This is a genomic window from Pseudomonas sp. BF-B-30 (genome assembly GCF_019956305.1).
Taxonomy (GTDB): domain Bacteria; phylum Pseudomonadota; class Gammaproteobacteria; order Pseudomonadales; family Pseudomonadaceae; genus Aquipseudomonas; species Aquipseudomonas jessenii.
Genome location: NZ_JAHBDG010000044.1, coordinates 237410 through 246776 on the forward strand (window position 1 = coordinate 237410; position 9367 = coordinate 246776).

Sequence of the window (9367 nt, forward strand, 5' to 3'; positions counted from 1 at the left end):
CTCAGGCGATGCGTGGGTCTGGATTGTCCAGGACGCTGTCTGTCTGCTCAGCACGGAAGGTTTTCAGCACCGCGTGGAACTGCGGGTGCTTGGCGCCAAGGATACTCGCCGACAGCAGCGCCGCGTTGATCGCGCCCGCCTTGCCGATGGCCAGGGTGGCGACCGGAATGCCCGCCGGCATCTGCACAATGGAAAGCAGCGAATCAACCCCCGAAAGCATTGCCGACTGCACCGGTACGCCCAGCACCGGCAGGTGGGTCTTGGCCGCACACATGCCTGGCAAGTGGGCTGCGCCGCCAGCACCGGCGATGATCACCTCGATGCCACGCGCTTCCGCTTCTTCAGCGTACTGGAACAGCAGGTCCGGGGTGCGGTGGGCAGAAACCACCTTCACCTCGTAAGGGATGCCGAGCTTTTCCAGCATATCGGCGGTGTGGCTAAGGGTGGACCAATCGGACTTGGAGCCCATGATCACGCCAACCAATGCACTCATCGTCGTGCCTCTTCTCTCTGGGCGCCCGCAGGCGCATCAAAAAACAACAAGCCACGCAGGATGCGTGGCTTGATTGTACGAATTATGGCCGGTCGTAACCGGCCGAAGGCCGCGCAGTATACCGCAATACGACAGATAAACAGCCCCTGTCGCGACCATCTGTCATCTGGGGCCAAACAGCGGTTTTATTGATTTGAAGGTCAAGAATTTTAGTTAGTAATGAAGCCTCGAAGATCACTAACAACTTCAAACCAATAAACTTCGATCACTGCCCTGCGCAATACTTTTTAAAACACTATCAAAAGCAAACCCACGCGCCGGATGTTATATAACTGCACGACAGTTATTTTTAATAATCGCACCAACCCATTTATAGATGCGTCAAATCCCCTCACATAGTTTGAAGGCGGATTCACAATGAGATATCGGAATGCAAAACCCATTGATGAAATTCATGACTTTTATAGCTGCATTACTTTTGAGCCTCAATATTCACGCTAACGACAGCCCGCCATTGAAAGATGACCGCCTCGATCCAATTCGGATTTACTTCATCTTCCATGACGACATACCGAAATCAAAAAGAGACAGCATATATGGTGATTACATTCATCCTTTCATTGAAGAGTTTCAAAGCATCACCGGGCGCAAGGCCCATGTGGTTTTTGATGAATACATAGCCCCATACAGTAACTTCAAATACAGAAGTTCCGACCAAGAGAAAGTAATAAAGGAGTGGAGTGAACTTGCCTGGCAATACAGAAAGAAAAGAAATGATGATAAGGAATTTCGAGTGTCTGGCAACGACAGAGTGCTTTTGATCACTAACGATATGATTAACGGCCATCCCTTTTTCGGAGGCGTTGGAGGTATCGCGGATGCACAACCGGGAAGAGCCGCCATTGCGTCTCTTGATTTAAAGCAAGGGATCGGCCATGAACTGGGGCACACCTTCAACGCCGATCATGAAGATGGCGAAGTTTTGTATGACGGTTGGTGGTGCGAAACCTTCATGCTCCCACCCCTGCAACTCAGGTCGAATTGCATGGTATTTAGCGACGCAAATCGAAAGCGCATCAAGGACTATGTAGACAGCCTGTATTGAAACTTCAACGCCCCCCCCAATTTCAACTCGAGCCATTTATGACTTGAAAAACCAATGGATTATATTATGTCAAAACGACCGATCAAGCTTACCGTCTTCTTGCACGAAGACCTGAACAATATTAACGAAGACTGGCTGCATCAAGAGTATTTCGATTGGCTGGAAGATACGATTTCACGTATCTCCGGCCGTACAATGGACGTTATTTTAATACAACCTTCAGATGCCCCAACATTAAGTAGCTTCAACTATAAATCCGAAAATTTTGAGCTCTTGATAAGTCAACTTCAAGACACTCTCCTTACCCATCTTAAAAATCAAGAGAGCGACACTAACGATGCCACTATCAACAAGTATTTGCTATTAACGCGCGACGACATCAATAAAAAAACGCTGGGTATTGCTCAAAGCCAAGGTGCGCTAGGAATTGCCTCGATCACATCGAAATTAACTGCATCCCATGAGGTTGGGCATATGCTCGATGCCGAGCATGAAGATAGCGATGAAAACGTTTCCACCTACTACGGAACCTACAAATCGATAATGTACGAAACCACAGGAAAGTCGGCGTTTGTCTTCAGCAAGAAAAACCAAGAGAACATTCGCAATTACCTCAATCAGCTCCCTTGATCTGATTGACGCCGTTTTCGACAGATCAAGGCCAACTCGATTGGCCTTGATCACGCTTCACCCTCAGGAGGCAGAGCCCGCCGCTCCGCCCTCCAACTTGCGCCACAACAACCGCACATTGGCCTTGCGCACCAACGCACACCGATACAGGCGAATCTCCAGCGGCACATGCCATTGCGGGCCGCCACAGACCACCAGCTCACCGCGCGCCAGCTCGGCGCGCACGCTGAGTTGCGGCACCCAGGCGATGCCCAGGCCTTCAAGGGCCATGCTTTTCAGGCTGTCGGCCATGGCGGTTTCATAGATAGTGGTGAAGCGCAGTGCCCGTTGGCGCAGCAACATGTTCACCGAACGACCGAGGAACGCACCGGCGCTGTAGGCCAGCAACGGCACGCTGCCTTCGCCTTCCAGATCGAACAGCGGCTTGCCCTCGGCATCGGCGGCGCACACCGGCAGCATTTCGGTGTGACCAAGGTGTAGCGAGGGGAAAATTTCCGGGTCCATCTGCATCGCGGCGTCCGGGTCGTAGAACGCGAGCATCAGATCGCAGCCGCCTTCACGCAGCGCATGCACCGCGTCGCCGACGTTGGTCGCCACCAGCCGAGTGGCGATGTTCAAACCTTCGTTGCGCAACTGCGCGATCCAGCGCGGAAAGAAACCGAGCGCCAGGGAGTGCGCGGCAGCGACCTGCATCACTTCGCCCTGCCCGCCCTCCAGGTGATGCAGATGGCGCAATACTTCGCCCAGCTGTTCGACCACGGTGCGCGCGGTGACCAGAAACAATTGCCCTGCCGCCGTCAGCTCCACCGGCGTGCGCGAACGGTTGACCAGGGTCAGCCCCAACGCGGCTTCAAGGCTGCGGATTCGCCGACTGAACGCCGGCTGCGTCACAAAACGCCGCTCGGCGGCCTGGGAGAAACTGCGGGTGGCGGCCAGGGCACTGAAGTCCTCCAGCCATTTGCTTTCCAGATTCATCACGTCCTCCCGGACACGCACCAATTTAGGTCACACGTTCGCCGTCAGGCCGGCGTCACACGGGCATTATGCCGAATGTGCATAGGCTAGTGCTTAACAGCATTGGCCCAAAATTCTGCACAAGCCTAGCATTCACAGCGTTCCGGCACAGACCGGGTCCATATTGAGATGATTTCCATCATGTCCTCCGCTGCATCATTCCGCACAGAAAATGACCTGCTTGGCGCCCTCGAAGTACCGGCTCAAGCGTATTACGGTATCCAGACCCTGCGAGCGGTGAATAACTTCCGCCTTTCGGGCGTTCCGATTTCGCACTACCCGAAACTGGTTGTCGGTCTGGCCATGGTTAAACAGGCCGCTGCCGACGCCAACCGTGAGTTGGGTCACCTGAGCGAAGCCAAGCACGCCGCCATCAGCGAAGCTTGTGCACGTTTGATCCGCGGCGACTTCCACGAAGAGTTCGTGGTGGACATGATTCAAGGCGGTGCTGGCACTTCGACCAACATGAATGCCAACGAAGTCATCGCCAACATCGCACTGGAGGCCATGGGTCACCAGAAAGGCGAGTATCAGTACCTGCACCCGAACGACGACGTGAACATGGCGCAGTCGACCAACGACGCCTACCCGACAGCGATCCGTCTGGGTCTGTTGCTCGGTCACGACGCTCTGCTCGCCAGCCTCGACAGCCTGATTCAGGCGTTCGCGGCCAAGGGTGAAGAATTCAACCACGTCCTGAAGATGGGTCGTACCCAACTGCAAGACGCCGTTCCGATGACCCTGGGTCAGGAATTCCGTGCGTTCGCCACTACCCTGGGTGAAGACCTCGCACGCCTGAAGACTCTGGCACCGGAAGTGCTGACGGAAGTTAACCTGGGCGGCACCGCGATCGGCACCGGCATCAACGCCGACCCGCGTTACCAGCACCTGGCTGTTCAGCGTCTGGCAGTAATCAGCGGTCAACCGCTGGTACCGGCCGCCGACCTGATCGAAGCCACCTCCGACATGGGCGCCTTCGTGCTGTTCTCCGGCATGCTCAAGCGTACCGCGGTCAAGCTGTCGAAGATCTGCAACGACCTGCGCCTGCTGTCCAGCGGCCCACGCACCGGCATCAACGAGATCAACCTGCCGGCGCGTCAGCCAGGCAGCTCGATCATGCCAGGCAAGGTCAACCCGGTTATTCCGGAAGCGGTCAACCAGGTAGCGTTCCAGATCATCGGTAACGACCTGGCCCTGACCATCGCGGCCGAAGGCGGCCAACTGCAACTGAACGTGATGGAGCCGCTGATCGCCTTCAAGATCTTCGACTCGATCCGCCTGCTGCAACGTGCCATGGACATGCTGCGCGAGCACTGCATCGTCGGCATCACTGCCAACGAAGCACGCTGCCGTGAACTGGTCGAGCACTCGATCGGCCTCGTCACCGCGCTGAACCCGTACATCGGCTACAAAAATGCCACCCGCATCGCCGGCCTCGCCCTTGAAAGCGGCCGTGGCGTGCTGGAACTGGTGCGCGAAGAAGGTCTGCTCGACGAAGCCATGCTCGCCGACATCCTGCGCCCGGAAAACATGATTGCTCCGCGTCTGGTGCCTCTGAAGGCATAACCCGACGCATTACTTGTAGCACCGCTCACCAGGTCGAGGGACTAGACACCTCTCACCTTTTGAGGGCTTGGAGATCAATCTCCAGGCCCTTTTTTTTAACCATTTGCCAGTGAAAACCGTATGTCTGGGGACTGACCAATGTGGGAGCGGGCTTGCTCGCGAAGGCGGTGGCACATTCAACAATGACGTGTCTGATACACCGCTTTCGCGAGCAAGCCCGCTCCCACCAAGAGCAGTTCCCACATAGCCTGACAGCAAAAATGTCAGGTGTTTCAAAGGCTTCGTTTCACCGCACGCACCACAACCGTGCAGACGGACGGCACTGTCATCGGTATAGTGCCGCCCCTCTTCGCATGAGCGGTCGTCGGTAGCGAGGCCACAACCCATGCGAAACCCGAACTAATAACAAACCCGCGATATGAAACCGGGACGAACTTCGTACCGCCCATTGTGCCGTGCGCCAAGGGGTGTAACTCGATGTGTCTGTCCGGCCAGCATTGTTGCCTACACAAAAAACAGCGAGGAATAATCCATGCTCGAAGTCATTAACGACTTCCTCTCAGGGAAAGTACTGATCGTGCTCATTGTCGGGCTCGGTAGCTACTTCACGATCCGCTCGCGTTTCGTTCAATTGCGTCACTTCTTCCACATGTTCGCGGTGTTCCGCGACAGCCTCAAAAGCAGCGCCGGGCAACTGAGCTCGTTCCAGGCCCTGATGCTCAGCCTCGCCGGCCGTGTCGGTGCGGGCAACATCGCCGGTGTCGGCATTGCCGTGACCCTCGGTGGCCCAGGTGCGGTGTTCTGGATGTGGGTGACCGCGCTGGTCGGCATGTCCAGCAGCTTCTTCGAATGCTCCCTCGGCCAGCTCTACAAGCGCTGCGATTCCGAAGGCCAGTTCCGCGGTGGCCCGTCCTATTACATCCAGCACGGTTTGCAAAAACGCTGGTTGGGCATGCTGATGGCGTTCCTGTTGCTGGTGACGTTCGGCTTCGCCTTCAACGGCCTGCAAGCCCACGCTGTGACGCACTCGCTGAACAACGCGTTCGGCCTCGACACCACTTACACCGGCATCGGCCTGGCCGTGCTGCTGGGCCTGGTGTTCATCGGCGGGATCAAGCGCATCGCCAAGGTCGCCGACCTGTTGGTGCCGGTGAAAACCCTGGCGTACATCGGCGTGACCATCTACGTGATCGTGCTGCAGTTCGACCAGGTTCCGGACATGCTGATGACCATCGTCAAGAGCGCCTTCGGTCTGGACCAGGCTTTCGGCGGCCTGATCGGCAGCGCCATTATCATGGGCGTGAAGCGTGGCGTGTTCGCCAACGAAGCAGGTCTGGGCAGTGCACCTAACGTGGCGGCGGTTGCAGCGGTCGAACACCCGGTGGCGCAAGGCGTGGTCCAGGCGTTCAGCGTGTTCCTCGATACCTTCGTGATCTGCACATGCACCGCGTTGCTGATTCTGCTCTCCGGTTTCTACACCCCTGGCTTCGAAGGCGACGGTATTGCCCTGACCCAGAACTCGCTGGCCGCCGTGGTCGGTGACTGGGGCCGGATGTTCATCTCCGTAGCTCTGGCATTGTTCGTGTTCACCTCGATCCTCTACAACTACTACCTGGGTGAGAACAACCTGCGCTTTTTGATCGGTGAAAACCGCAAAGCGCTGATGGGCTATCGCGCGCTGGTACTGGTGCTGATTTTCTGGGGCGCCATTGAAAACCTCGGCACCGTGTTCGCTTTCGCCGACATCACCATGACCATGCTCGCGTTCGTCAACCTGATCGCGCTCTTCCTGCTGTTCAAGGTCGGCATGCGCATCCTGCGTGACTACGATGACCAACGCGCCGCCGGGATCAAGACTCCGGTGTTCGACTCCGCCAAGTTCCCGGATCTGGATCTGGATCGCCAGGCGTGGCCGGCCAACCCGCCTGCCGCTGTCGGCAAGACTGAAGTTGAGCCGCAAGGCGTACCCGCAGCGCAACGCTGACAGGTGAATGACGGGCGCATCGCGTGCGCCCGTCAGTTAAAGTTCGAAAAACTGTGGGAGCGAGCTTGCTCGCGATGGCGCACTGTCAGTCAATAGAGCGATGTCTGACATACCGCTATCGCGAGCAAGCTCGCTCCCACAGGAACTCTTCCTTTCGGAGAATCTTCATGAATTCGTCGACCTATCCCGCCGCTCAGCACGTCATGGTGCTCTACACCGGCGGCACCATCGGTATGCAGGCCAGCGCCAACGGCCTGGCCCCGGCGTCCGGCTTCGAAGCGCGGATGCGTGACTATCTGCACAGCCAGCCTGAGCTGGTGGTACCGCAATGGCGTTTCCGTGAAATGTCGCCGCTGATCGACAGTGCCAACATGACCCCGACGTACTGGCAGCAGTTGCGTGAAGCAGTGGTCGATGCGGTGGATGTTCAGGGCTGCGACAGCGTGCTGATCCTGCATGGCACCGACACCCTGGCCTACAGCGCGGCCGCGATGAGTTTCCAGTTGCTCGGCCTGCATGCCCGCGTGTGCTTCACCGGCTCGATGCTGCCGGCAGGTGTAACTGACAGCGACGCCTGGGAAAACCTCGGCGGCGCGCTGGTTGCGCTGGGCCAGGGCCTGGCGCCGGGCGTGCATCTGTACTTCCATGGCGAACTGCTGGACCCGACCCGTTGCGCCAAGGTGCGCAGTTTTGGCCGTCATCCCTTCAAGCGACTGGTGCGTCAGGGCGGCGGTGTGAAAGCGCCTTCGCTACCAACACAGTTGAACTACAACCAACCCAAACAATTGACGAACGTCGCAGTGCTGCCGTTGTTTCCCGGCATTAGCGCCGAGGTGCTGGATGGATTGCTCGACAGCGGCATTCAGGGCCTGGTGTTGGAGTGCTACGGCAGCGGCACCGGGCCGAGCGACAACCCCGGGTTTCTCGCCAGCCTCGGCCGTGCACGGGACAATGGCGTGGTGGTGGTTGCCGTTACCCAATGCCATGAAGGCGGTGTGAAGCTGGATGTCTACGAGGCGGGCAGCCGCCTGCGTGGCGTTGGCGTGCTGTCCGGTGGCGGCATGACCCGTGAGGCGGCGTTTGGCAAGTTGCATGGCTTGCTGGGAGCCGGACTCGAAGCTGCCGAGGTTCGCCGTCTCGTTGAACTCGACCTCTGCGGCGAACTGAGCTGACACCACACAACACACCTGTAGGAGCGAGCCTGCTCGCGATGGACAAGAGATCGCCGCGGGGTGTCAGGCTGCCAGCGTTATCGTTCACGACCATCGCGAGCAGGCTCGCTCCTACAGTTTTGTGCCTCGGCATGCAACTTGCTGCGCTCCAGCTATCCCAAGGCTGGAAGCTGCCATGCTCCACTCCCACCTCACCACCCTCAATGCCGTCTCCCTGGTACTCGATGCCTTCAAGGCACAAGGCTTGTCCAGCGAAGCACTGCTGGCCGGAAGCGGCATCAGTGCGGCGGATCTGAACCGTGCCGACACACGCATCACCACCAATCAGGAAATGCAGGTCTGCGCCAACGCTGTCGCGCTCAAGCGTGACATCGGCCTGGAATTGGGCCGGCGGATGCACGTCTCCTGCTACGGCATGCTCGGTTACGCCTTGCTCACCAGTGCCACCTTCGGTGACGCTTTGCGTCTGGCGATGCGTTATCCGGCGCTGCTGGGAACACTTTTCGAACTGAGCCTTGAAGACGATGGAGAACGCATCTGGTTCGCCGCCGCCGATTACCGCGAGAGCCCGACCATGGCGGTGTTCAACGCCGAGTTCTGCCTGGTGTCGCTGAAAGTCACCTGCGACGACCTGCTCGGCCATCCTTTGCCCTTGCTCGGCGCACGCTTCGAACATGCCGCGCCCGACTACGAGACAAGCTACGCCGAACACTTCGATTGCCCTGTGCACTTCGGCGCGCGCAACAATGCCTTCGCCTTTGACAAGCGCTGGCTCGACCAGCCGTTGCCGCTGGCCGATGTGATCACCCATCAGGCCATGGCCGAACGTTGTCGCAAACAGAACATCGAGTTCACCGGGCGCCAGGCCTGGCTCGGGCGGATCCGCCAATTGCTCAGCGCGCAACTGAATGCCGCGCCCGGGCTGGAGGGGCTGGCCGAGCAAATGAACTGTTCGGCGCGGACCTTGCGCCGGCATCTCAAGGACATGGGTTGCAGCTACCAGGAGCTGCTCGACGAACTGCGCTTCGAGCAGGCCAAGCAAATGCTTTGCGAGGATCAATTGCCGATCTATCAGATTGCCGAAGCGTTGGGCTTCAGCGAGACCGCGAGTTTTCGCCATGCCTTTGTGCGCTGGAGTGGTGTAGCGCCGAGTCAGTTCCGGCCCTGAGGGCTGTAGTGACCGATGTGCCGCCATCGCGAGCAAGCTCGCTCCCACAAGGGGTATGCGTCTTACAAAAAAATCGCGGGCACTGAGGCTCACCTGTGGGAGCGAGCTTGAACTGGCCTAATAATTCCGGACACCTCTTAAGGGCGATATGATTTCGCCAACTTGGAGGTTCCATGAACGAAAGAAAGGTCTATACCCGCGAGTTCAAGCTGCATGCTGCCAGCATGGTGCTTGA

8 protein-coding genes are annotated in these 9367 nt (G+C 58.0%); 6 read left to right on the top strand and 2 right to left on the bottom strand.

The annotated features are described in order from the left end of the window. Position 1: 1 nt before the first annotated feature. Positions 2-493, bottom strand: a complete 492-nt coding sequence (gene purE, locus KGB29_RS21850; protein ID WP_046038893.1) for a 5-(carboxyamino)imidazole ribonucleotide mutase — start codon at positions 491-493, stop codon at positions 2-4. 430 nt (positions 494-923) lie between these two features. Here purE and KGB29_RS21855 point away from each other — a divergent pair, with 430 nt between their 5' ends. Further along, a complete protein-coding gene (locus KGB29_RS21855; RefSeq protein WP_154860874.1) occupies positions 924-1598 on the top strand; it encodes a hypothetical protein in 675 nt (224 codons plus the stop codon). A 66-nt stretch (positions 1599-1664) separates the two neighbouring features. After that, on the top strand, positions 1665-2228 hold the full coding sequence (locus tag KGB29_RS21860; protein WP_154909772.1) for a hypothetical protein: 564 nt from the start codon (positions 1665-1667) through the stop codon (positions 2226-2228). Positions 2229-2291: 63 nt separating this feature from the next. On the opposite strand, the gene KGB29_RS21865 is transcribed toward KGB29_RS21860, so the two are convergent. Next, a complete protein-coding gene (locus KGB29_RS21865; protein WP_090452193.1) occupies positions 2292-3203 on the bottom strand; it encodes a LysR substrate-binding domain-containing protein in 912 nt (303 codons plus the stop codon). 180 nt (positions 3204-3383) lie between these two features. Between KGB29_RS21865 and KGB29_RS21870 the strand changes: the two genes are divergently transcribed. The 4 genes from KGB29_RS21870 (at position 3384) to KGB29_RS21885 (ending at position 9132) form a co-directional block, all read left to right on the top strand. After that, positions 3384-4808: an aspartate ammonia-lyase gene (locus tag KGB29_RS21870; protein ID WP_046038891.1), complete on the top strand. Its 1425-nt coding sequence runs from the start codon at positions 3384-3386 to the stop codon at positions 4806-4808. Positions 4809-5340: 532 nt separating this feature from the next. Beyond that, positions 5341-6792, top strand: coding sequence for an alanine/glycine:cation symporter family protein (locus KGB29_RS21875; RefSeq protein ID WP_090452195.1), 1452 nt, complete (start codon positions 5341-5343; stop codon positions 6790-6792). A 167-nt stretch (positions 6793-6959) separates the two neighbouring features. Continuing rightward, complete coding sequence (locus KGB29_RS21880) at positions 6960-7964, top strand: asparaginase (protein ID WP_150812707.1); 1005 nt, start codon at positions 6960-6962, stop codon at positions 7962-7964. 175 nt (positions 7965-8139) lie between these two features. Beyond that, positions 8140-9132 carry an AraC family transcriptional regulator gene (locus tag KGB29_RS21885; protein ID WP_090452197.1) on the top strand — a complete coding sequence of 331 codons (993 nt, stop codon included), beginning with the start codon at positions 8140-8142 and terminating at the stop codon, positions 9130-9132. Positions 9133-9367: the final 235 nt, after the last annotated feature.